Annotated in this window: 16 protein-coding genes, 2 rRNA genes and 2 pseudogenes (1 of these 20 running past the window's edge); 9 read left to right on the top strand and 11 right to left on the bottom strand. The window is 59.7% G+C overall.

From position 1 onward, the window contains the following. Window positions 1–102: 102 nt before the first annotated feature. Window positions 103–924 (bottom strand): carbon-nitrogen hydrolase family protein, encoded by an 822-nt coding sequence (locus HU742_RS21370; RefSeq protein WP_186644005.1) that lies wholly within the window; start codon window positions 922–924, stop codon window positions 103–105. Window positions 925–1,047: 123 nt separating this feature from the next. Between HU742_RS21370 and HU742_RS21365 the strand changes: the two genes are divergently transcribed. Next, entirely contained in the window at window positions 1,048–1,848 is an 801-nt protein-coding gene (locus HU742_RS21365; RefSeq protein WP_186634507.1) for a helix-turn-helix transcriptional regulator, read from the top strand. Window positions 1,849–1,943: 95 nt separating this feature from the next. Then, complete coding sequence (gene ggt / locus HU742_RS21360; protein ID WP_367616111.1) at window positions 1,944–3,788, top strand: gamma-glutamyltransferase; 1,845 nt, start codon at window positions 1,944–1,946, stop codon at window positions 3,786–3,788. Between the two features lie 67 nt (window positions 3,789–3,855). On the opposite strand, the pseudogene HU742_RS27145 reads toward ggt, so the two are convergent. Beyond that, window positions 3,856–4,287: pseudogene (locus HU742_RS27145) on the bottom strand (methyl-accepting chemotaxis protein); the annotation flags it as partial. 108 nt (window positions 4,288–4,395) lie between these two features. Beyond that, a pseudogene (locus HU742_RS27140) lies at window positions 4,396–5,082 on the bottom strand (PAS domain-containing protein); the annotation flags it as partial. A gap of 311 nt (window positions 5,083–5,393) precedes the next feature. Here HU742_RS27140 and HU742_RS21350 point away from each other — a divergent pair. From HU742_RS21350 to HU742_RS21340, 3 genes are all read left to right on the top strand, one after another. Then, window positions 5,394–6,812 carry a short-chain fatty acid transporter gene (locus HU742_RS21350; RefSeq protein ID WP_186644001.1) on the top strand — a complete coding sequence of 473 codons (1,419 nt, stop codon included), beginning with the start codon at window positions 5,394–5,396 and terminating at the stop codon, window positions 6,810–6,812. 112 nt (window positions 6,813–6,924) lie between these two features. After that, complete coding sequence (locus HU742_RS21345) at window positions 6,925–8,085, top strand: hypothetical protein (protein ID WP_186643999.1); 1,161 nt, start codon at window positions 6,925–6,927, stop codon at window positions 8,083–8,085. 174 nt (window positions 8,086–8,259) lie between these two features. Then, window positions 8,260–8,787, top strand: a complete 528-nt coding sequence (locus HU742_RS21340; RefSeq protein ID WP_186643997.1) for an SET domain-containing protein — start codon at window positions 8,260–8,262, stop codon at window positions 8,785–8,787. Between the two features lie 10 nt (window positions 8,788–8,797). On the opposite strand, the gene can is transcribed toward HU742_RS21340, so the two are convergent. After that, window positions 8,798–9,442 carry a carbonate dehydratase gene (gene can / locus HU742_RS21335; protein ID WP_186643995.1) on the bottom strand — a complete coding sequence of 215 codons (645 nt, stop codon included), beginning with the start codon at window positions 9,440–9,442 and terminating at the stop codon, window positions 8,798–8,800. Between the two features lie 133 nt (window positions 9,443–9,575). Here can and HU742_RS21330 point away from each other — a divergent pair, with 133 nt between their 5' ends. Then, complete coding sequence (locus HU742_RS21330; protein ID WP_186612451.1) at window positions 9,576–9,992, top strand: serine kinase/phosphatase; 417 nt, start codon at window positions 9,576–9,578, stop codon at window positions 9,990–9,992. A 63-nt stretch (window positions 9,993–10,055) separates the two neighbouring features. Here the strand turns inward: HU742_RS21330 and rimI are convergent, their stop codons facing one another. Next, window positions 10,056–10,508 (bottom strand): ribosomal protein S18-alanine N-acetyltransferase, encoded by a 453-nt coding sequence (rimI, locus tag HU742_RS21325; protein WP_186612453.1) that lies wholly within the window; start codon window positions 10,506–10,508, stop codon window positions 10,056–10,058. Beyond that, on the bottom strand, window positions 10,501–11,241 hold the full coding sequence (locus HU742_RS21320; RefSeq protein ID WP_186644231.1) for an energy transducer TonB: 741 nt from the start codon (window positions 11,239–11,241) through the stop codon (window positions 10,501–10,503). The genes rimI and HU742_RS21320 overlap by 8 nt, the downstream gene beginning before the upstream one ends. A 220-nt stretch (window positions 11,242–11,461) precedes the next feature. Here HU742_RS21320 and mksB point away from each other — a divergent pair, with 220 nt between their 5' ends. From mksB to mksF, 3 genes are read left to right on the top strand one after another with little or no spacing between them, the layout of a single operon-like run. Next, a complete protein-coding gene (gene mksB, locus HU742_RS21315; RefSeq protein ID WP_186643994.1) occupies window positions 11,462–12,742 on the top strand; it encodes an Mks condensin complex protein MksB in 1,281 nt (426 codons plus the stop codon). Beyond that, window positions 12,732–13,433: an Mks condensin complex protein MksE gene (gene mksE, locus HU742_RS21310; RefSeq protein ID WP_186643993.1), complete on the top strand. Its 702-nt coding sequence runs from the start codon at window positions 12,732–12,734 to the stop codon at window positions 13,431–13,433. The genes mksB and mksE overlap by 11 nt, the downstream gene beginning before the upstream one ends. Next, complete coding sequence (gene mksF, locus HU742_RS21305; protein WP_186643992.1) at window positions 13,430–16,270, top strand: Mks condensin complex protein MksF; 2,841 nt, start codon at window positions 13,430–13,432, stop codon at window positions 16,268–16,270. The genes mksE and mksF overlap by 4 nt, the downstream gene beginning before the upstream one ends. Before the next feature lie 99 nt (window positions 16,271–16,369). Here the strand turns inward: mksF and HU742_RS21300 are convergent, their stop codons facing one another. The 5 genes from HU742_RS21300 to HU742_RS21280 form a co-directional block, all read right to left on the bottom strand. After that, window positions 16,370–18,673, bottom strand: a complete 2,304-nt coding sequence (locus tag HU742_RS21300) for a PqiB family protein (protein ID WP_186643991.1) — start codon at window positions 18,671–18,673, stop codon at window positions 16,370–16,372. After that, entirely contained in the window at window positions 18,666–19,289 is a 624-nt protein-coding gene (locus tag HU742_RS21295; protein ID WP_186635459.1) for a paraquat-inducible protein A, read from the bottom strand. Before HU742_RS21295 ends, HU742_RS21300 begins: the two co-directional genes overlap by 8 nt. Continuing rightward, window positions 19,276–19,935, bottom strand: coding sequence for a paraquat-inducible protein A (locus HU742_RS21290; RefSeq protein ID WP_186634474.1), 660 nt, complete (start codon window positions 19,933–19,935; stop codon window positions 19,276–19,278). The genes HU742_RS21295 and HU742_RS21290 overlap by 14 nt, the downstream gene beginning before the upstream one ends. A gap of 148 nt (window positions 19,936–20,083) precedes the next feature. Then, window positions 20,084–20,199: ribosomal RNA gene (gene rrf / locus HU742_RS21285) — 5S ribosomal RNA — on the bottom strand. Between the two features lie 161 nt (window positions 20,200–20,360). Beyond that, window positions 20,361–22,083 (bottom strand): 23S ribosomal RNA (locus HU742_RS21280) (it continues 1,169 nt past the right edge of the window).

Genomic DNA, 22,083 nt, shown 5'->3' with positions numbered 1-22,083 from the left:
AGGTCGGCGCAAATTTCGGGTGTTACGTTGTTGTTCTGGTTTTTAGGTGAACAGCGTTGAGTTGCTTGCGATAACTTCAGCCCTTGCAACACGGGCCCTGGATCAATGCAAAGGAATCAGCAGCTCCCGCAATCCACCCGCACGCTCGACAATCTCCCCCGGGATCTTCAGCCGCTGGTCATCCAGGTACCGATAATCACGCCGGGCGGCCGCCAGCTGTTGCAAGTCCAGCTCCACCGCAAACTGCCCCTCCTCACGCCCGGCCTCGAATAACAAAGTGCCTAGCGGGTCGACCAACGCACTGCCGCCTGCAAACACCAGTCCGCCATCGCCCTGTTCCACCCGGTTGACCATCAATGCAAACGCCTGGTTTTCCTGAGCGCGGGCCATGATCGCGGTACGGTGCGTCGGGCCGTAAGGGTCCATGTTGCCGTTGGTGACGATCAGCAGCTCGGCGCCTAGTTGCGCCAGGGCTCGGGCGGTTTCGGGGAATTCGATGTCGTAGCAGATCAGCAGGCCGACCCGCACACCCTTCCACTCACACGTGGCGTAACGGTCGCCGGCCTCGAACACGCCGCGATCCGACGCCCAGAGGTGCGTCTTGCGATATTTCAGGGCAATGCCTCGGGGTGTGATCAGCAACGTGGTGTTGTAGAAATGGCCGCGGTCGTTCTCGGCCACGCCGATCACCACGGCGACGTCATGTTCCCGGGCCGCAGCAATCACCGCGCTGACGGTCGGACCGTCCAGCGGTTCGGCGGTTTCGGCCACCGTCTCGATCGACGGAAAGCCCATCAGGTGGGTTTCGGGAAATACAATCAGCTGCGTATCGGCAGCACAGGCGGCCATCGCCTGAAGCGCGCGTTCGAGGTTGTAAGCCGTGTCGTTATCACGGCCCGCTAACTGGGCAAGTTCGACTCTCATGGTATTCCTTGTTCTAGACCTGGCTGCAGAAAGATTGCCCGGTCGGTGTCTGTGCGCCAGTATGCGCAGCAAGCCAACAGCCGGGAAATCACGCCGCTGGGGTAACCCGATGGGGGTAGAGGCATGACACTTTCATTCGACGACATCGCGTGGCACCGCTCGGTCGGGCAATTGATCGACGCCTTGGACAAGCCCAACTTCTGGACGCAACTGGTACGTTTGCTCGACCAGTACGTGCCGTTCGACAGTTGGGTGGCGCTGCTTTTCAGTGCCGATCAGCATCCGCAAGTGTTCGCCGAATGCCCAGGCGAGGACGGCAGTCCCGATCAGCTTTTTCAGGATTATCTGCGTGGGTTGTACCTGCTCGATCCGTTCTACATTGCCTGTCGCGAGCAGTCGCGCACCGGGCTGTATCGCCTGTCGGAAGTGGCACCGGAACATTTCGAATTGACCGAGTATTACCAGCGTTATTTTCGTTTGAACGTGGTGTCCGATGAAATCCAATTCAATTGCCAACTCGAAGGCGACCGCACGTTATGCCTGTCGTTGGGCAGCAAGCAGCGGTTCAGCGGCCAGCAGATCGCCCTGCTGTCGCTGATCCAGCCCTGGGTGCTCGGCCTGTTGCGCCAACGCCTGCCTTACGAAATAAACGAAGTGGTGTCCCTCGCCCCAGCACCGCCGCAAATCGACTGGCGCGTGCAGCTGGAAGCGTCAGTGCAGCAACTCAAAGGTGCGCAATTGACGGCGCGGGAGCTGGATGTCGGGCGCTTGATGCTCAGTGGCTGCTCCAGTAAGGAAATCGCCCGCAAGCTGGAAATTTCTGTCGAAACCGTGAAAGTCCATAAGAAACACATGTACAGCAAATTGGGGATCAAGTCCCAGTCCGAGCTGTTTTCGATATTTCTCCAGGCGCAGAATGCCTGACGCTCCTGTACTGCCCTACCCCGGCTGATTTGCACCCTACGTCTCGCATCGCTACAGTCGTTCTCAATATCCCTGGCCCACGGATGGAGCGACACGTGCTTTCGGACCTCAGACCAAATCTTCAACGCCTGTCAGCCGTTTCGCTGTTGGCTGTCGCCCTGACCCTCGTCGCCTGTAAGGCACCGCCCTCTTCCACAACCACGCCCGCATTACCCAGCGCGCCGGAAATCGCTTCCGGCTACCGCACCGATCTGCAGACTCGCCATGCCGACAGACACATGGCGGCTGCGGCCAATCCCTTGGCGGCCGAGGCCGGACGAGAGATGTTGCGGCGTGGAGGCTCGGCCATCGACGCAGCGATTGCGATGCAGGCGGTGCTGACGCTGGTGGAACCGCAGTCTTCCGGCATTGGCGGCGGCGCGTTCATCGTATTGTGGGACGGTAAGGCGGTGCGCACCTATGACGGTCGCGAAACGGCACCGGCCGGCGCCCGCGAAGACCTCTTCCTGCAAGCCGACGGCAAGCCCATGCCGTTCAGTGCTGCACAGATCGGTGGTCGTTCGGTCGGCACGCCGGGCGTGTTGCGTGCGCTGGAGCTGGCCCATCGCAAGCATGGTCGCCTCGAATGGGCGACGCTGTTCGAGCCGGCGATTGCACTTGCGGAACAGGGCTTCAGGATTTCTTCCCGATTGCACTCGATGATCGCCGCCGACGCCTCCTTGCCCGGCTCGCCAGACATGGCCGCCTACTTCCTGAATGCCGATAGCAGCCCGAAAGCGGTTGGCACGCTGCTGAAAAATCCGGCCTTGGCGGGCGTCCTCAAGCGTATTGCCAGCGAAGGCGCCAAAGCGCTGTATGAAGGGCCCATCGCCGAAGAGATGGTCGCGAAGGTGCGCGGCCACGCCAATCCCGGCAGCCTGTCGTTGAACGACCTCAAGGCTTACACCGCCCGCGAGCGCGCGCCGTTGTGCACCGACTACAAGCGCTGGCAAGTCTGTGGAATGGCGCCGCCTTCGTCGGGCGGCATTGCCGTCGCGCAAATCCTCGGGATCCTGGAGAAACTCGAACAGCGCGACAGCCGTACCGCCCTCGCCGCGCTGAAGCCACTCAAGTCTGACCGGCCCGCTGGCATCGAGCCCCAGCCGAAAGCGGTGCACCTGATCGCCGAGGCGGAACGCCTGGCTTACGCCGACCGAGCCCAATACGTCGCCGATTCGGATTTCGTTCCTGTGCCGGTCAAGGGCTTGGTCGACCCGGACTATCTGGCCAGCCGCGCGAGCCTGATCGGCCCGCGCAGCATGGGCATCGCCAAGCCCGGGACACCGCCGGGCATCCAGATGGCCTTCGCGCCCGACCGCTCACCCCTGCGTATTTCCACTTCGCAAGTGGTTGCAGTGGATGACCTGGGCGGTGCCGTGTCGATGACCACCACCGTGGAGTCGGCATTTGGCTCGCACTTGATGGTCCAGGGTTTCATGCTCAATAACCAGATGACGGATTTCTCGTTCATACCCGAGGAAAACGGGCAGAAAGTCGCCAACCGCGTCGAGCCGGGTAAACGTCCGCGCTCATCCATGGCGCCGACGCTGATTTTCGACCGCCAGAACGGCGAATGGCTGGCCGCGGTCGGCTCCCCAGGCGGCTCGCAGATCATCGAATACGTCGCCAAATCCGTAATCGGCTTGCTGGACTGGAATCTCGATCCGCAAACAGCGATCAACCTGCCCAATTTTGGTAGCCGCAATGGCGCAACCGAATTGGAGCAAGGCCAATTCAGCCCAACGCTGATCCAGGCGCTGAAGGAACAAGGTCACACCGTGAGCGAAATTGACATGACCAGCGGCACCCAGGCGATTGTCCGGGTGCGTGATGCGCAGGGGAAAACGTCATTGGCTGGCGGAGCGGATCCGCGACGAGAAGGACAAGCGCTGGGAGATTGAGCGCTCTACCGCCGGAGCAATGTGTTAGAGCGAGCTGCTCACGATAGCGGCAGCTCGCTCAGTTCTTTCAGGTCGACAACTGATTGGCAAACTGGCTGACCGCATCCACGACTTTTTTCGCTCCGTCCTGAATCTCGACGATTACCGTTCCCGCCTCGGCAGCCAGGGCCAGGCCCTGTTCTGCCTGGTGTTGGCCGTCGGTCATCAGCGCCACGGCGTTGCGGGCCATGTCCTGGTTCTGACGGACCACGCCAACAATCTCGTCAGTTGCCTGACTGGTACGCGACGCCAGTTGCCGTACTTCATCGGCCACTACCGCGAAGCCTCTGCCCTGCTCGCCCGCCCGGGCCGCTTCGATGGCTGCGTTGAGCGCCAGCAGGTTGGTCTGTTCGGCGATGCCACTGATAGTCTTGACGATGGTCCCGATCACCAGGGATTGCTCGTTCAGCGCCTCGATACCCTCGCCGGCGGTCTGCATGTGCCGGGCCAGGTCGCGCATCACATCCACCGCCTGGGTCACGACGGTCGTCCCGCGCTGGGCACAATTGTCAGTTTGCAGCGAGGTGCTGTAGGCGATGTTGGCTGCTTCGGCGACGGCTTTCTCTTGATTGACCTGATCGGTGATGTTGGTGGCGAACTTGACCACTTTATAAAGCCGATCGTTGGCATCGACCACCGGGTTGTAGGAGGCTTCCAACCACACTTCGCGACCGCTGGCGTCGATGCGCTTGAAGCGGCCAGCCACGAACTCGCCGCTGTTCAGACGCTTCCAGAAATGCTGGTAGGCCGGGCTGTTGTATTCCTCTGGCTCGCAAAACGTGCGGTGGTGCTTGCCCTTGATTTGCGCAAGGCTGTAACCCATGGCGTTGAGGAAGCGATCATTGGCCGTCAGTACATGGCCGCCCAGATCGAACTCGATCACCGCCGTTGAGCGCACCAGCGCGCCGATGAGGTTTTCGTGTTCGCGGGAATTCTCGATGGTTCGCGTCAGATCATTGGAGTACATCGAGAAATAACGAATTCGCCCCTCGGCGTTGCGTACCGGCTGGAGGATCGAGCGCAACCAGGCCTCCTTGCCGTCGCCTCGCGTCAGGCGCACGGCGCCCGAGAAGTGCTCGCCACGGGTCAGCGCGGTCTTGAAGCGAATCTGGAACTCATTGGACCTCAGGTAAGCCGGCACCAGATCCTCGACGGACCGGCCAATCAAGTCTTGGCTCTTGTAGTGCATGTCGTCGAGAAAGTTCTGATTGACTGACTGCACCCGCCCTTCCGCATCAAGGGTTAGGCCGAGCATTTCACGATCCAGGCTCTCTTTTACTTGCATGAGACTGGAGAGTTCTTGGCGAAGAGCGAGCAGCTCCTGCTTCAGGCGATTGTTGAACATGGAGATGCTCCGACAGACAGGAGAATTTTTTATGTATTCCCTTGGCATCGGCCCGGCAAATTCTTTCTAAAGAGTGCCACTGGTCGGTCTGAAAAATAATCAGCTCGCCCTCGAACGCCAACCAGCCTTCTACGGTCATTGGATTGTTCTACTGTTGGCACCTGACCGTAGAGGCTTCGTCGGTCCAGATACCTATAACCATAAAAACCGAGGTGATTGCCGTGACCACTGACATTGAAGACAGCCGTTCCGCCCGCTTCGCGCTGCGCTGTTCGAATTTTGCCGAGCGCTGGTTTCCCGACTCCTGGGTCTTCGCCGCGCTGGCGGTGCTGGTGGTCGCGGTGGCGACGCTGTTCATCGGCGCCAAACCTACCGCGGCGGCCATGGCCTTCGGCGACGGCTTCTGGAGCCTGATCCCGTTCACCATGCAAATGGCCTTCGTGGTGATTGGCGGTTACGTAGTCGCCAGCTCGCCACCGGCCGTCAAGCTGATCGACCGCCTGGCACGCATCCCCAAAAACGGCCGCAGTGCCGTGGCGTGGGTGGCGCTGATCTCGATGGTCGCGTCATTGCTCAACTGGGGCCTGTCGCTGGTTTTCGGCGGCCTGCTGGTACGAGCCCTGGCCCGTCGCACCGATCTGAAAATGGACTATCGCGCCGCCGGCGCTGCCGCTTATCTGGGCCTGGGCGCGGTCTGGGCGCTGGGGTTGTCGTCATCGGCCGCGCAACTGCAGGCCAACCCAGCGAGCCTGCCGCCCTCGATCCTGTCGATCACCGGCGTCATTCCTTTTACCCAGACGATTTTTCTCTGGCAATCCGGGGTGATGCTGCTGGCGCTGATCGTGATTTCGTTGATCGTCGCCTACGCCACGGCTCCCGGTCCGAACAGCGCCCGTGACGCCGCCGCCTGCGGCATCGACCCGAGTTTCAGCATGCCGGCGTTGCAGCCTCGCACGCGTCCGGGAGAATGGCTGGAGCACAGCCCATTGCTGACCATTGCGCTGGTGCTGCTGGCCGCCGGCTGGCTGTTCCATGAGTTTTCGACCAAGCCTGCGATCAGTGCCATTTCCGGGCTCAACACTTATAACTTCCTGTTCATCATGCTCGGAGCCCTGCTTCACTGGCGACCACGCAGCTTTCTCGATGCGGTAGCCCGCGCAGTGCCAACCACCACAGGCGTGTTGATTCAGTTTCCGCTGTACGGCTCGATCGCCGCGCTGCTGACCACGGTCAAGGGCAGCGATGCCCAGACGCTCGCCCACCACATCTCGACCTTTTTCGTACAGATCGCGTCTCATGACACCTACGCCTTGCTGATGGGCGTCTACTCCGCCGTGCTGGGCTTTTTCATTCCTTCCGGCGGCGGAAAGTGGATCATCGAAGCGCCCTACGTCATGCAGGTGGCCAACGATCTCAACTACCACTTGGGCTGGGCCGTGCAGATCTACAACGCCGCCGAAGCGTTGCCGAACCTGATCAATCCGTTCTATATGCTGCCGCTGTTAGGCGTGCTGGGATTGAAGGCACGGGATCTGATCGGTTTTTCCTTCGTGCAACTGCTCGTGCACACACCGCTGGTGTTGGCGCTGTTATGGGCGCTGGGTACAACGCTGACCTATTTGCCGCCGGTGATGCCATAAAGCCATAAAAAAGGGCCGGAATTTCCTTCGGCCCACTTCTCCTTCGGCTCGGTCTGTTTCAGTATGGATACACCCTGTTTCGAGGGGTCCACACGCTGAAAAGGATCTGAGCATGTTCAAACTCGCAGCACTTCCACTTGCCGCCCTGATCTTGAGCGCTAACGCCCAAGCCGCTGACATCGATGTAAACCTCGGCAGCACCGAGCGCGTCACCCGTCTCTTCGCTTATCCCAACAACTGCAACGTCATCTGCTTTCGCGACTGGACACTGGAACAGACCGTTGAGCATTACCTGACGCAAAGTGTGCAGCGCGACGGCTACGACGAGGCCAAGGTCAGCGTCAAACGCGACAACGACACGGTCTATGCCAATATCAGCGGCGTGCCTAAGAGCTATGGGCAACCTTTGACTGCGCTGCTCAAGGCCGGCGACCTTGCTTATGACGGTGCCACGAAACTCAACAATGATAAAAAATGGGCCTATGACTGGTACCTGTTCCTGCCGTTGGGCATGGCTCTGGAGAACCGCAAGAGCGTAGAGTTGCTGCACTTCCCACCGGACTACTCCCTGACCCAGGCCCAGGATTACCTGGAGTCAGCCACCACCGATCGCTGGGCCACGCTGCTGACCGTCAACGGTATCGCTGCTGACCAGACCCCCGCGTACCAGACCATCATCGACATTGCGCCCATCGCGGCGCCGTCCAATGCCGGCAGCACGCTTGCAGGGCTCTACAGTTATTTTAACGATTACCAGACCACCATGGTCACGCAGGTCACCCAAACCGCAAGCGGCGCCGCGTTGCCAATGGTGGCCTTCGGCGCGCCCGTTCGGGACTGGATCAAGACCCAATATGGCCAGACAGTGAACGTCCTTGGCCTGGCGACCATTACACCGACCGGGGGGGTCAAGGTTCCCGTGTTGGGCTCCAACCATCCGAGCTATATCTGGTATGCCGCCGATCCTGAGAGCTATGACGGCGACCAAGCCAAGGCAGATGCCGCAGGCCTGAAAGTCATGGGCCAGGACCTGACTGCTGCTTGCTGGCAAGCCGGGATGGGCAGTAAACCGAACACTGATCCTACCCAGCAGCTGAATCAATGCACGCAGACGTGGCAGGTCACGCAGAAAGAGCAGACCTGTGAATTGTTCTACACCTCGATTCGCAAACTGTCCCCGGATGACGCAGCGAAAAAGTGCGCAACGCCTCCGGTCAAGTCGCAACTCCAACAACTGAAGGTACCCATGCCGTTGCCTGCCGAAGCGGTGTAAACCTGATAGACCCTCCCGTGTAAGCCTGCGCTCACACGGGAAAACACCTTTGACGCCTGTCAGAGTCGACAGTAGATGCGCTGCTGGGTTTGGAGGAAGCTATCAGGGTTTCCAACGACCGCTGGCAGGACGCCAGCTCTGAACGTCGAGTGTTTAGCACCGACAGGGACTGTCATGACCAAGTTGACTGCTGGTGGCGCCAGCCCACAGAACCGGGACTGCCTCTACCCGGAAACACAACTCAGCACCCGCCTGGGCTATCCCTCTGCGCGCGATTTTGACGTGCATCGGACGAAAGACGGACGCGGCAATGGGATCGTCGCACGCAAGCAGTTCACCCCCATGACGCGAATGTGCAGGGTCTCAGGAGTGCTGGTGGGCCGCCCACGCCTGCATACCCTGCAGCTCCTGCCCAATGTCCATATGTACGACCCCTACTTCGCCGGACTGCTGCTGCATTCATGCAATCCGAATGTCTTCCTGGACATGAGCGAACTGTGGTTGTGGTCCCTGACCGAGATCCGCGAAGGCGACTGCCTGACGATGGACTACGCCAGTACCGAACAGAAGCTGTATCGGCAGTTCGCCTGCCGGTGCGGTTCGTCCAACTGTCACGGCTGGATCACCGGCTATGACGAACCGCCCAACGAGCAAGGAATGGAGTTCCTGCGGCACTGGCGTCGTCGCTGTCATCGCAACTGAAGCACTGGGCTCAAGGCGCGTCTACTGGGCGCAACCGATACTGCGGCGGCAATTGCTCGAAGCCACTGATCGTGGTGTCCAGGCTCTTCCAGCGTCCATCCTTGATGCCGTAGATGCAGCCATGGATCGATAACTTCTGCCCACGGTGCCAGGCGTTCTGCACAATACTGGTGTGGCCGACGTTGGCCACTTGCTGGATCACATTGAGTTCGCACAGGCGGTCTACGCGCTCTTCTTCGGTTGGCAACTTGGCCAATGCGTCGCGATGTTCGTAGTACAAGTCGCGAATCGAGCGCAGCCAGCCGTCGATCAGTCCCAACTGGCGGTCCTGCATCGAGGCACGCACGCCGCCGCAGCCATAATGGCCGGTAACCAGGATATGTTTGACCTTGAGCACATCCACCGCGTACTGAATGACCGAAAGGCAGTTCAAGTCAGTGTGCAGCACCACGTTGGCGACGTTGCGGTGCACGAACAGATCGCCCGGCAACATGCCGACGATCTCGTTGGCCGGCACCCGCGCATCGGAACAGCCAATCCACAAATACTCAGGGGTCTGCTGACGAGCCAGCTTGGCGAAGAAGTCAGGATCCTCCTGCTTGATCGCATCGGCCCAGCGCCCGTTGTTATCAATCAGATCTTGTAATTCATTCATGCTGTCCAGCCTCGATAGAGAGTGCGCAACTGTGACAGACGACCGTCGGTCGAGGTCACGTTGGCGATGCATTGGAATTCCTGGCCCCGCTGCCGGTCGACTCTTAGTAAGGCCCACAGTATGAGGAATTGCCATGAATGATTCACGACGTCCCTTCGATGCGACGCAACCGGAGCCCATCGATGACAATGAAGATCGCATGGGCTCGATGCATGAGTTGGACTTCGACGATGAACCCGGCGCGAAAATCGGCGACGAATTGCCAGCGGACGAACGTGAGCAATTGATGCCGGAAGAACGTGTCCGCGAAGCGGGCATGACCGGTGCTTCGATGGATGACCGCCAGCCAACCGAAGATGATATGAGCCCCGAAACGCTGATCCGCGACGACGGCTCTCGGGACGCCAATGAAGCCGGCGACGACGAACAGGCCGATTGGGATCTGAGCATCGTCGACGAAAACGATATAGGCGGAGGCGATGGCTTGGACGAAGCGGAAATGGCCGATATCGATCCGTTGGATGGAAGCCGTAACCGGGGTCGGTCCTGATGGAGTGTTGTCGCTATCGCGAGTTTGCTCGCGATAGCGACAGGCCGGTCAACGAGAAAACCGTCAGTCGACCAAAGTGCAAGCCATGACCACCGCGTCCTCGCGGCCTCCCACCGCCGGATAGTAGTCACGCCGCCGTCCGATCTCATTGAAGCCATAACGTTCGTACAACCGGAACGCGGTGCGATTGCTGTCACGCACTTCCAGGAAGCATTCACGAGCCTTAGCCTCATAGGCAATCGACATCAGATGCTCCAACAGCCGCAAGCCGAGCCCGCGACCCTGGTTCTCCGGCTTGACGGTAATATTGAGTAGATGGGCTTCATCCAGAATGATCTGCACTACGCCATGACCCACTTGCTGCTGGCCTTCGAACATCAGCCAGATCTGGTATTTGCCCAATCCATCGAGAAATATCCCCCGGGTCCAGGGGTGGCTGTAGGCCGCGTATTCGATTTTCAGTACAGCGTCGAGGTCCGCCTCGGTCATCGGGCGGAACGATACAGCGTCACTCATTCGATTCTTTCCAGCGCGCCATCAGCCGGCGCATGGCTTGCCAGACATCAGCCTTGCGCTGTGGCGCTTCCATTAACAGTTCCAGCCCAGGCAATGCCCAGGCCGAGCCCAGGCCTTCGACCTGCAATTCACGATTGAACGCCTCGGCATCCGCCTCGCCAGCAAATTTCACCGCCGGCAGGCCAACCAACCAGAGGCACACGCAAGGCTCGTCTTCGAGACGCGCCGAAACGAAGCCCTGGACGAAGTCTCGAGCGGCCTCGGGCCCTTGGTCCATCGTGCCGCGTGACAGCAGCGGCCAACGCACCGGCTCGCCGATAATTTGCGGGCTGTCCGGCAGGCCGGCGGCGCGGAGCATGTCCTTGAGCAGCAAGTAAGCTGGGTCGCGGCTCTGGAACGGATCGCCTGTGGGTAACTCCACCAACAACAGGCAACGCCCGGCACGCAGCAGTTGCAGGGCAAAACGCGGCGGGGCGACGTAGGGTGCCTTGGGCGGCGCCTCGACAACCTCTTCCGCCGGTTTGGCATTGGTGCGGGTCGAAGCCAGGCTCGGGCGCGGGACTTCGACCTTCGGCCGCTCGACGGCGGGCGCCACCGGTTGCGCAGCGGTCTTGGCGACCGGCATCACCTGCACCGGCTCGATCTCCACCGGTTCTGGCGATTCCAGCAGCTCGGGCCGCGACGGGGCGGCGAACGGCAATTCGGTACGCGGCAGCCAGTTGACCACCTGCATGGCGGTCAGATAGGCGCGGCGACGGGACTCGATAAGCAAGGGTCGGCCACTTGTGGATAACTGAAAGTGAGGGGATTCTACCGCCCTTCGGCGCGGATCGCTGCCCCGTTGGCTTCATTAGTTGATCAATACGCAACGACAGTCCGTCTCAGGGGTGAATCGCAACCGGTCCGATGCAGTACAATCGCGGCTTTTAATTGCCAACCCGACGGCCATTGCGATGATCGAACCCAAGCGCGTCTTGCGCGCCCTCGCTGAACACTGGGCATTGCTGGAACCTTTGTGCGAGCACTTCGACCAGGGCACCCTGAGCCTCAACGAACTGCGTTCACAACTGGCCGCCCAACAACTGGACAGCACGCCCCAGGACATCACCAGCCTGCTGGACGTATGGATCCGCCTGGACATCCTCGTACCGGTGGCGAAAAGCCCGAACCGTTTCGAGCTCAATGCCCAGATCCATGACTTCCTCGCCTACCTGCGCCGCGAACATCGCCTGGGCCTGTGCCTGGAAATCGAAGCCTACCTGCGCCACCTCGAACGCCTGGCCGGTTACATCCAGGACGCTTTCGACGTGCGCGACGGCAATGACCTGGCCCGCCAGTTGCGCCTGCTGGACATGCGCGTGCGCGACGTGCTCAAGAAGCTCGCCAACGATGAACAGGCCTTGGTAGCCGTCGCCGAACGGGCCAAGACCAGCGACCGGCAGATCCCGCTGCGCCAGCGCTACGCTGAAGTGCTGGCGACCTGGGACGAATACGTCGAGCCGATGATCCAGCTGGTGAACGCCGACGGCGCGTTCGAGCAGGGCGTGCGCAGGGTCGAGAATGTGCTGTTACGCATGCTCACCGAACAGCAGCGCCTCGGCCACCTGGTGGACGACGACATGTTGCTGCGCACCCACGCGCGCATCCTGGAGATGCAGACCAGCGCCCAGTTGACCCTGCGCCATGCCCGTGAACTGCTCCTGCCGTTGCGTGAAGAAGCTCGCCGCCACAACGCCGTGACCCGCGGCGCGGCGCTGGCCCTGGCAGCCATTCGCCGCAAAGGCATCGACGCCGTGCCGCAAGCTGCCATGCCGCTGTTCACCCGGCCGCAAAGCACCTTCCTGGGCAGCGCCAGCCAGGTCGAAGCCTACGTCTATGCCCTGGCCCGTTTCGAACCGAAACCGGCGCGTTTCCCCAAGTCCCACAAGACCCACAAGGGTGGTGAAGCACCGCGTGCGCCGCGTACCGTGCGCGAGATGGTCGAGCGCTGCGAAGACGCCCTGCCGATGCCGGACTTGATGACCTGGCTGCTGGAGCAGGAACCGGACGGCGCCACCGACGAATTGCTGTACTGGTTCTCGCGCCTGTCGCGGGAAAAACGCTTCAAGCGCGAGCGTCTGGAACGCCGCGAATACCACACTCACGAGCATCAGGTCAGCCTGCGCTCCTTCGCCCTGCTCTCGGCCGGCGACACCGCCGCCGAGGATTCTGCGAGCATCCCCCATGCATCTTGATCTATCCGAACTGTCCCAGCTGGCGCCGATCTTCCGCGAGCTGTTCAAGGGCTATCACGTCAGCCGCCGCGACCCGGAGCTGTACGCGCAATTGTCGAACTGCCAAGACCAGTACCGCACGCTGTTCAAGGCCCTGGGCTTCGAGCTGGTGTGCGACACCCGTGGCTTCTACTACTTCGTGCCGGACCTGGCCGCCGCCGCGGTGAACAAGACCGCCCAGCGCCTGGCCCTGTTCACTTTCATCCTCGTTGAGCACTTGGCCGACCAGGGCCGCGACCCGATCGCCGTGCTCGACGGTGGCAGCCTCGGGCGCGACGAGCTGCCTTCGTTGCTGGAAAAATACCGCGACTTGTTTCTCCAGGCCGAAGTACAGACCCAGGAAGAACTGGAAGAAAAAATCATGCGGCGCATGACTCAACTGGGTTTTGCCAGCGAAGACAACGGCGTGTACCGCTTCCTGCCGCCGATGCATCGCTTCCTCGATGTCTGCCTGTCGGTCCAGCAGGACCGCGACCTGGCCGCCAGCCTGCACAGCGTGCTGCCGTTGCCCGCGCCGGTATTGATCGACGAAGACAGCGACGAAAAACTGCTGCAGACCGATGATCCGTTGGACCTCAGCGAATTCGAAGGTGAAAGCGAAGAAGACGCACTGGCCCGGGCCGTTGCCGAAGAACAGGAGACCGACGCATGAGCAAGGAACGCTACGGCATCCGCCGCTTTGCCCTTTTGAACACGGCCGGCTACAGCCTCGGCTTGTTCCCGCTGGAAGAACCGCTGTCGGTATATGGCGCGAACAACCTCGGTAAATCCGCCTCGATCAACGCCTTGCAGTTCCCGATCCTGGCGCGCATGTCGGACATGAGCTTCGGTAAATACAGCCTGGAACAATCGCGGCGTTTCTACTTTGCCTCGGACACCAGCTACATCCTCGTGGAGGTCGCCCTGCCTCATGGCCCGCACGTGATTGGCGTGGTCGGTCGCGGCCCCGGCGGCGGTTTCGGTCACCAGTTCTTTGCCTATGCCGGCAAGCTGGACCTGGCCCACTACCAGAAAGACGACACCTGCCTGCGCCAGAAAGAGCTGTTCACCAATCTGGAGCGCGAAGGTCTGAAAGCCTACGAGCTCAAGCCGGATGAACTGCGACGCCTGCTGGTGGGTGGCCACACCTCGATCCCCTTGGACCTGACGCTGATCCCGCTGCGTTCCACCAGCGAGCAAAGCCTCAAGACCTTCCGCGCGCTGTTCATCAACCTGCTGCACATGCGCGAAATCACCGCGGCCAAGCTCAAGCAGCTGTTCCTCGACGCGTTCGAACACAGCCTGCGTTCCGGCAGCGTGGATTACATCGCCGCGTGCGAAGAAGCCTTCCGCGACGTACGACGCATGGAGCAGGACTACAACTCCCTGGTGGCCGCCGGCCCGTTGGTGGAAGCCTTGGCCAATGGCGTGGCCCAGCGCGATATCCTGCGGGGCAAGTTGCATCGTCTCTCGCCGTTGCTCGACTCGCTGCTGGGCACTTGGTCGGATTACGCCAGTGCGCGCAAGGAAGAGCTGACTATCCAGGCCGAACACTACCGCAACGAGCAGGATTCGCTGCAGAACGACCAGCGCGGTGGCACTCAGGAGCTGATGCGCCTGGAGCGGGAAATCAGTGGTATCCAGCGTTGGCTCGGCGAGCTGTCGGTACTCAAGAACCGCTTCGCCCTGGTGGATGACGTCAAGGTCCTGGAGCAACAACTGCTCGCCGCCAAGGACGCCCACGACGAACTGGCCGGTGCCCTGGCCCAGTCCCGGCAGTTCAGCGCCGAAGACTTGGAAGAGCGCCTGCGGGACCTGGAAAAACGCCTGAAATCGGTCAAGCAGCAACTCGATCACGCCGACAACAACAGCTACGCGCGCCTGCGGGAAGAGTTCTCGCAGCAGGATGTCGAGCGCCTGATGCGCTTGTTCAACAGCGCCCTGTTCAGCCTGCCGCTGGGCGAACACGGCATCGCGCTGGACGAGAACGGCGAGTGGGTCAAATCCATGGAACTGATCCTCGACGGCTTCAAGGGCGAGCGCTTCGAAGTGCCAGGACTGTCCATCGACCTGTCCCACATCGAGCCGCCGGCCCTGCAAGCCCTGGCCGACCGTGCCGCGCTGCGTGACCAGAAAGAGCGCCTGGAAAAAGAGCTCAAGCAGCTCAAGACCCAGCAAGCCGTGGCCGCCGACCGCGCCGCGAGCAAGACCCAGACCGAGGCGCTGTACCAGCAGGTCCTCGATGCGCAGAAAGCCTTGGAAGACTTCCGTCGCAGCCAGACCCTGAGCGCCGAGGAAGGCGAGAAGCTCGAGCAACTGGCGCAGATGGAAGCCGCCCAGGACGAACTCAAGCGCTCTAGCGATGCCTTCACTGAGCGCGTCCAGCAATTGTCCGCCAAGTTGCAACTGGTGGGCCGGCAGATCGCAGACATGGAAGCCAAGCAGCGCACCCTCGACGACGCCCTGCGCCGTCGCCAATTGCTGCCGGCGGACCTGCCGTTCGGTACGCCGTTCATGGATCCGGTCGACGATTCAATGGATAACTTGCTGCCGCTGCTCAACGATTACCAGGACAGCTGGCAAGGCCTGCAGCGGGTCGATGGCCAGATCGAAGCGCTGTACGCCCAGGTGCGCCTCAAGGGCGTGGCCAAGTTCGACAGCGAAGATGACATGGAGCGACGTCTGCAACTGCTGATCAACGCCTATGCCCACCGCACCGACGAAGCCTTGACCCTGGGCAAGGCCCGCCGTGCAGCGGTCACCGACATCGCCCGGACCCTGCGCAACATCCGCAGCGACTACGACAGCCTTGAGCATCAACTGGCATTGTTCAACCGCGAGATCAACAAGCGCCAGGTGTCCAACCTGCAGAGCTTCCGTATCGTCCTGGCACCGAACAAGGAAGCGCTCAAGCACATCGACCAGATCATCCACAGCGCCGGCCAGTACGAAGAAGGCGAGACGTTGTCGGTGTTCGATCTCAGCCAGAGCGCCGAGCAGGACAACAAGAACGAAGAAGCCAAGGAATACCTGGCGCGGCTGGTGGCGGCGAACCACAACCAGCTCGGCTTGAAGGACCTTTTCGAGCTGGCGTTCGAGATCACCAAGGTCAACGGCCAGCCGGTCATTCACACCGACATCGACGGCGCGGCGTCCAACGGCACCACCATGACCATCAAGGCGCTGACCAACATGTATTTGTTGCTGCACCTGATGGATCGCGAACAGGCCGGCCGCGTGCGCCTGCCGTACTACCTGGACGAAGCGGCAGACATCGACGAGAAGAACCAGGCGGCGCTGCTGGAAACCAGCCTGCAACTGGGCTTCGTGCCGATCCTCGCCAGTGTGAAGCCACAGGTCTGCGCCAGTGTCGCCATCGACCTGGAAGGCGGCAGCGGCCCGAACGGCATCTACATCGACGAGGCGGACTGGAAGTACATTCGTCGTCACGATGCGGTGAAAGCCACGGTGAACGTACAGGCCGACGAGCCGGAGCTGGACCCTGTTTGAGGTAAATAGCCGGAAATGAAAAAGGCCGCGATCCTGATGGATCGCGGCCTTTTTCATGGTCAGGTGAAACCTTGGGCGAGGGAGCTATGCCCAATAATCCTATTGGCTTATTTTGATCTTCGGCGCCCAGGTCAGCCATTCATCCTCAAATTGATCGAACAGCGCAAATGTCTGCTGCGGTCGTGCCGGACTGCCCATTCGCTCGCCATCCGGGGTGGCAAAAGCGATACCGCCCTGAATCAGCGTCTCCAGCGACTCGGTTCGCACCGTCGCGCCTTTGAACAGGCCAAAATCCAGGCCGAACCCACTGGTATTCCAGAACCGCGTACCACCTCGCACCAACGGCGCGTACTTGGGCTCAATCAGGATATGGATCAATACCCGGTCTGCCGTTTGCCCCAGCTCGTAGCCCGTGACCTTGCCCACGGCAATCTCACGATAGGTTACCGGAACGCCGACCTTCAACGAACCGCGGCGGGCCGCGCTCAGTACCAGGCTCAACCCAGCCTCGGGAACTGCGCTTTGCGGCGGCTCGGCCAGGGCCACGAAGTTTTTCTGCGGCCCGAGGTTCTTTACCGCAGGCTGCACCTCAATGTATTGACCGGTCACCAGGGTTTCCAGGTTGGATGTTTTCATCAAGCCCAGCTCAGGCTTGACCACCCAGAACAGTGAACCGACACGGGCAATACGCTCCGGCACTTCGGTGATACGCGCAGTAACCAAAACCGACTGCATATCGGCGCTGAGATCGACGTCCTCGATCTTGCCTACGTCCAGCCCTTTGAAACGGACCGGCGTACCGCTGCGCAAACCATCGGCACGATCAACCTTGATCGTCACCAGCGTCCCTTTCTGCTGCGCGGCTTCGCGATCCTCGTGCAAGCGGAACCGTGGAATGCGCCGTTTCAACGGTACGTTCGGCTCCGGCGTTTCGAAGGCAATTCCCCCGGCCATCAGGCTTTGCAGAGATTCGCTCTTGACCTGGATACCACCGGTCAAACCGCCCGTGAGCGTCACGCCGCTTGCGTTCCAGAACCGCGTCGAACCGTTTACCAGCCCTTCGTATTCCTTCTCGATGTGCACACCAATGATCAGTTGCTTCTTCTTGCGGGAAAACTGGTAGCTCTGGACCGATCCGACTTTGACTTGCTTGTAGAGGATCGGACTGCCGACCTCCAGCGAACCGAGATTTTCAGTCAACAAGACCAGGTGCAGGCCGGGCGAGCGCAGATCCAGCGGTGGCGCCTTCGCCCGGGCTTCGAACTCGCGCTGTGGCGCGCCGCCCTTGTCGCCCGGGCGTACGGCAATGTAGTTGCCCTTGACCAGCGCTTCGAGGCCAGTGATACCCGCCAGGGAAATCGACGGCTTGACCACCCAGAACTGGGCGCCCGCCACCAGGTAATCTTCGGCCAACGGATCGAGAGTCAGCTCGGCGCTGGCGCTGGACAGGTCCGGGTCGACTTTCAAGGTTTTCAGGCTGCCGACCTGGATGCCCTTGTACATCACCGGCGTACGACCGGCCTGCAATCCTTCGAAGTCGCTGAGCTTGACCTTGACCCGAATCCCGGCAGCCGCAGCGTCGAAATCCTCATACAGGCGGAACGGCAGGCTTGGGTCCGTAGGCGGACTGTCCTTGCGGTTTTCCGGCGTCGCGAACGCAATACCGCCCGCGACGATACTCGCCAGGGATTCGCTGCGTACTTTGACGCCTGAGAGGTTGGCATCGATGCTGATACCGCTGGCATTCCAGAACCGCGTGTGTTTGCGGACCAGGCTGGCGTAGGTGGGCTCAATGAAGACCTTGATCTCCACCGTGCGTTGATCCTCGGACAACAGGTAGCTTTTCACCTGGCCCACCTGAATCTGTTTATAGAACACCGGGCTACCACGGTTCAGCGAGCCCAGTCGATCTGCCTTGATCGTCAAGTGCAGGCCCGGCTTGGCGTCCGACAGGGGCGGCTCCTCAGCCAACGCCTTGAATTTACGGGTCGACTCACCCTCGCCGGGGCTGATGGCAACGTAGTTACCTGAAACCAGCGTTTCCAAACCAGTGATCCCCGCCAGCGTCACGCTCGGCTTGACCAGCCAGAAACGCGTTCCGGTCTTGAGGTATTGCTCGACGTCCTTGTTCATTTCGATGGTCGCGATGACGCCCTTTGAGCTGCCTTCATCGTCGAGCGTGAGGGCTTTTACCTTGCCGACTGTCATGCCTTTGTAGACGACCTCAGTCTTGCTGACCTGAATGCCTTCGCCACTTTCAAAACGCACGTTGATCTCGATTCCGGTCTCGTTATAAGCCCGCCAACCAAGCCATCCGCCGATGATCAAGGCAATCAGCGGCAGTACCCAGATGGCCGACCAGTTTGAAGCTGGTCGGGTTTTAGCAGTAGGCAAATCAGTCATGGTCGTCATCCGACTCCGTGTTATCCCAAATCAGTCGGGGATCGAAGGTTACTGCGGCAATCATTGTCAAAATCACTACGCTGGCAAAAGCGATGGCGCCGAGACCGGCTTCGACACTGGCGAGCCGCCCGAAATTCACCACTGCCACCAAGATGGCGATTACGAAAATATCCAGCATCGACCAGCGGCCGATGAACTCGATGAAGCGGTACATGAGGATGCGCTGTCGCGCGGACATGGGTTGGTGCCGTTGCACCGAAAACAACAACAAGGCGATGCCCACCAACTTGAAGGTGGGTACAACGATACTGGCGACGAACACCACTGCGGCGATGGGAATCATGCCGTGCTGAACCAACTCGATCACGCCGGCCATGATGGTGCTTGGCGCTCCCTGGCCCAGCGAGTTGATCGTCATGATCGGCAGCATATTGGCAGGAATGTAGAGAATCGCTGCGGTGATCAACAATGCCCAGGTCCGCATGAGACTGTTGGGGCGACGGGGGTGGATTCGTGCGCCGCAACGGGTACAGGTCTGTTTGCCAGCGTCTGCGTCCTGTCGATTCAATTCATGGCATTCGGTACAGACCAGGATGCCCGCATCAATTGCTCGCATGGCCGTCTTCTCCTGATAACGCATGCCATATCTGATGGGGTGACATCACCACTTCCAGCCAGACCTGAACCAGCAACAAACTGACAAAGCACACCAGGCCCAGCCCCACGGTAATCGCCGCCATGTCTGCGAGCTTGACGATAGCAACCAGCACGCCCATGAGATAAACCTCGAGCATCCCCCAGTCCCTTAAATGATGATAAATGCGATACAACAGCAGGCCGTAGCTTCGTCCGATATTCCAGCGAATAGTCAGCAGGACAATCAATTGGCACAGCAACTTGAGCAGCGGAATAGCCATGCTGCACAGGAACACCACGACGGACACGCCCTGCATACCGGTATCAAACAAACCGACCACGCCACTCCAAACAGTGTCTTCGGAGGACTGCCCGAGCAGATTGAGCTTCATGATGGGTAAAAAGTTCGCTGGCACAAATAACAGCAAAGCGGCGATCACCAGGGCCAGGCTACGCTCAACGACATTGTGCCGGTGAGCGTAGAGCTCGTATCCACACCGAGGGCATTCGGCTTTTTCGCCATAGGCCAACTGAGGCTTGCACATCAACAGGTCGCACTCATGACACGCCACCAGATCGCTCAGGGGTAGATCTGACAACCTATCAATGTCTGACGGATCGGGCATAAAGCGCTCTGGCTCAACTAAGTTGGGGCTATTCTAGTGCTCCAGCTCGAAAATAACTGTGCAAATTTATCATGAGCGTTCACAGCTTTTTATAGCGGGCAAAACAAAACCCCTACCTGCATCAGCAGATAGGGGTTTTGGAATTTAATCTTGACGATGACCTACTCTCACATGGGGAAACCCCACACTACCATCGGCGATGCATCGTTTCACTGCTGAGTTCGGGATGGGATCAGGTGGTTCCAATGCTCTATGGTCGTCAAGAAATTCGGGTACCGAGTCGTGGCCGGCTGGCCTCGCTTCAGCAAATTGGGTATGTGATAGCTTCGGTGTTCTTGTGAGATTCGAACTTTCGGTTCGTTTCGTCTTCACACACCGCAATCTGGCGCCCTGCAGGCAGGATCAGCAAATTGCTTGGGTGTTATATGGTCAAGCCTCACGGGCAATTAGTACAGGTTAGCTCAACGCCTCACAGCGCTTACACACCCTGCCTATCAACGTCGTAGTCTTCGACGGCCCTTCAGGGGACTCAAGGTCCCAGTGAGATCTCATCTTGAGGCAAGTTTCCCGCTTAGATGCTTTCAGCGGTTATCTTTCCCGAACATAGCTACCCGGCAATGCCACTGGCGTGACAACCGGAACACCAGAGGTTCGTCCACTCCGGTCCTCTCGTACTAGGAGCAGCCCCTCTCAAATCTCAAACGTCCACGGCAGATAGGGACCGAACTGTCTCACGACGTTCTAAACCCAGCTCGCGTACCACTTTAAATGGCGAACAGCCATACCCTTGGGACCGGCTTCAGCCCCAGGATGTGATGAGCCGACATCGAGGTGCCAAACACCGCCGTCGATATGAACTCTTGGGCGGTATCAGCCTGTTATCCCCGGAGTACCTTTTATCCGTTGAGCGATGGCCCTTCCATACAGAACCACCGGATCACTAAGACCTACTTTCGTACCTGCTCGACGTGTCTGTCTCGCAGTCAAGCGCGCTTTTGCCTTTATACTCTACGACCGATTTCCGACCGGTCTGAGCGCACCTTCGTACTCCTCCGTTACTCTTTAGGAGGAGACCGCCCCAGTCAAACTACCCACCATACACTGTCCTCGATCCGGATAACGGACCTGAGTTAGAACCTCAAAGTTGCCAGGGTGGTATTTCAAGGTTGGCTCCACGCGAACTGGCGTCCACGCTTCAAAGCCTCCCACCTATCCTACACAAGCAAATTCAAAGTCCAGTGCAAAGCTATAGTAAAGGTTCACGGGGTCTTTCCGTCTAGCCGCGGATACACTGCATCTTCACAGCGATTTCAATTTCACTGAGTCTCGGGTGGAGACAGCGCCGCCATCGTTACGCCATTCGTGCAGGTCGGAACTTACCCGACAAGGAATTTCGCTACCTTAGGACCGTTATAGTTACGGCCGCCGTTTACCGGGGCTTCGATCAAGAGCTTCGCGTTAGCTAACCCCATCAATTAACCTTCCGGCACCGGGCAGGCGTCACACCCTATACGTCCACTTTCGTGTTTGCAGAGTGCTGTGTTTTTAATAAACAGTCGCAGCGGCCTGGTATCTTCGACCGGCGTGGGCTTACGCAGCAAGTGCTTCACCCTCACCGGCGCACCTTCTCCCGAAGTTACGGTGCCATTTTGCCTAGTTCCTTCACCCGAGTTCTCTCAAGCGCCTTGGTATTCTCTACCCAACCACCTGTGTCGGTTTGGGGTACGGTTCCTGGTTACCTGAAGCTTAGAAGCTTTTCTTGGAAGCATGGCATCAACCACTTCGTCACCCAAAGGGTAACTCGTCATCAGCTCTCGGCCTTGAGATCCCGGATTTACCTAAGATCTCAGCCTACCACCTTAAACTTGGACAACCAACGCCAAGCTGGCCTAGCCTTCTCCGTCCCTCCATCGCAATAACCAGAAGTACAGGAATATTAACCTGTTTTCCATCGACTACGCTTTTCAGCCTCGCCTTAGGGACCGACTAACCCTGCGTCGATTAACGTTGCGCAGGAAACCTTGGTCTTTCGGCGTGGGTGTTTTTCACACCCATTGTCGTTACTCATGTCAGCATTCGCACTTCTGATACCTCCAGCAAGCTTCTCAACTCACCTTCACAGGCTTACAGAACGCTCCTCTACCGCAT

This window comes from Pseudomonas marvdashtae, assembly GCF_014268655.2.
In the GTDB taxonomy this organism is placed as follows: Bacteria; Pseudomonadota; Gammaproteobacteria; order Pseudomonadales; family Pseudomonadaceae; genus Aquipseudomonas; species Aquipseudomonas marvdashtae.
Note: the sequence above shows the minus strand (reverse complement) of the source record. Positions and strands in the feature narration are given on the sequence as shown.